The organism is Streptomyces sp. DvalAA-43 (genome assembly GCF_900091725.1).
In the GTDB taxonomy this organism is placed as follows: domain Bacteria; phylum Actinomycetota; class Actinomycetes; order Streptomycetales; family Streptomycetaceae; genus Streptomyces; species Streptomyces pulveraceus.
This window is the reverse complement of sequence record NZ_FMBW01000029.1, coordinates 1-1304: the sequence shown is the minus strand read 5'-3', so window position 1 is coordinate 1304 and position 1304 is coordinate 1. Positions and strand designations below refer to the sequence as shown.

1 rRNA gene is annotated in these 1304 nt (G+C 57.2%); it reads right to left on the bottom strand.

The window, feature by feature from the left end:
* Nucleotides 1-1274, bottom strand: a 23S ribosomal RNA gene (locus GA0115234_RS06025); the annotation flags it as partial.
* Between the last annotated feature and the right edge of the window lie 30 nt (nt 1275-1304).

The following is a 1304-nucleotide window of genomic DNA, read 5'->3' as shown; positions in this document are numbered from 1 at the left end:
GGAATGACACGACTTCGGCGGTACGCTTGAGCCCCGCTACATTGTCGGCGCGGAATCACTTGACCAGTGAGCTATTACGCACTCTTTCAAGGGTGGCTGCTTCTAAGCCAACCTCCTGGTTGTCTCTGCGACTCCACATCCTTTCCCACTTAGCGTACGCTTAGGGGCCTTAGTCGATGCTCTGGGCTGTTTCCCTCTCGACCATGGAGCTTATCCCCCACAGTCTCACTGCCGCGCTCTCACTTACCGGCATTCGGAGTTTGGCTAAGGTCAGTAACCCGGTAGGGCCCATCGCCTATCCAGTGCTCTACCTCCGGCAAGAAACACACGACGCTGCACCTAAATGCATTTCGGGGAGAACCAGCTATCACGGAGTTTGATTGGCCTTTCACCCCTAACCACAGGTCATCCCCCAGGTTTTCAACCCTGGTGGGTTCGGTCCTCCACGAAGTCTTACCTCCGCTTCAACCTGCCCATGGCTAGATCACTCCGCTTCGGGTCTTGAGCGTGCTACTAAAACGCCCTATTCGGACTCGCTTTCGCTACGGCTTCCCCACACGGGTTAACCTCGCAACACACCGCAAACTCGCAGGCTCATTCTTCAAAAGGCACGCAGTCACGACGCACCGAGCAAGCTCGATGCGCGACGCTCCCACGGCTTGTAGGCACACGGTTTCAGGTACTATTTCACTCCGCTCCCGCGGTACTTTTCACCATTCCCTCACGGTACTATCCGCTATCGGTCACCAGGGAATATTTAGGCTTAGCGGGTGGTCCCGCCAGATTCACACGGGATTTCTCGGGCCCCGTGCTACTTGGGTGTCTCTCAAACGAGCCGTCAATGTTTCAGCTACGGGGGTCTTACCCTCTACGCCGGACCTTTCGCATGTCCTTCGCCTACATCAACGGTTTCTGACTCGTCTCACGGCCGGCAGACCGCAAAAGAGAGATCCCACAACCCCGCATGCGCAACCCCTGCCGGGTATCACACGCATACGGTTTGGCCTCATCCAGTTTCGCTCGCCACTACTCCCGGAATCACGGTTGTTTTCTCTTCCTGAGGGTACTGAGATGTTTCACTTCCCCTCGTTCCCTCCACACTGCCTATGTGTTCAGCAGCGGGTGACAGCCCATGACGACTGCCGGGTTTCCCCATTCGGACACCCCCGGATCAAAGCTCGGTTGACAGCTCCCCGGGGCCTATCGTGGCCTCCCACGTCCTTCATCGGTTCCTGGTGCCAAGGCATCCACCGTGCGCCCTTAAAAACTTGGCCACAGATGCTCGCGTCCACTGTGCAGTTCTC